At 58.9% G+C, this 370-nt stretch carries 1 protein-coding gene; it reads left to right on the top strand.

The annotated features are described in order from the left end of the window. Positions 1–129: 129 nt before the first annotated feature. Positions 130–370, top strand: a 241-nt coding sequence (locus EE949_RS12980; protein WP_122664657.1) for a LysR family transcriptional regulator, incomplete at its 3' end; no start/stop codon positions are given.

Raw genomic sequence — 370 nt, 5'->3', positions numbered from 1 at the left:
GTGTGTGCCTGATCCTAGACCCGGATCGCCGCATCGACAAACGAGGATTCCTCAATCTGTTGTGCTAATTTCTCACTCCGAAACGTTGTAAAGCTCGACAAATCAGAGCGATCAGTGAGGACACCGCACATGAGACGCAAGATACCCAGCACCATCGCACTGATCAGCTTCGAGTCTGCCGCGCGCCACGAGAGCTTCACCAGGGCCGCCGAGGAACTGTCGCTCACCCAAGGGGCCGTATGCCGACAGATCGGTAGTCTGGAAGCGTTTCTTGGCCTCGAGCTTTTCCGACGCTCACGGCGCGGCGTGAAGCTGACGGAAGCCGGACTTTCCTACAGCCGTCGGGTCGCACTGCAGCTGGATGCCGAGG

It is taken from the genome of Pseudomonas viridiflava (assembly GCF_900602065.1).
Taxonomy (GTDB): Bacteria; Pseudomonadota; Gammaproteobacteria; order Pseudomonadales; family Pseudomonadaceae; genus Aquipseudomonas.
This window is presented reverse-complemented; position numbering and strand designations above follow the sequence as displayed.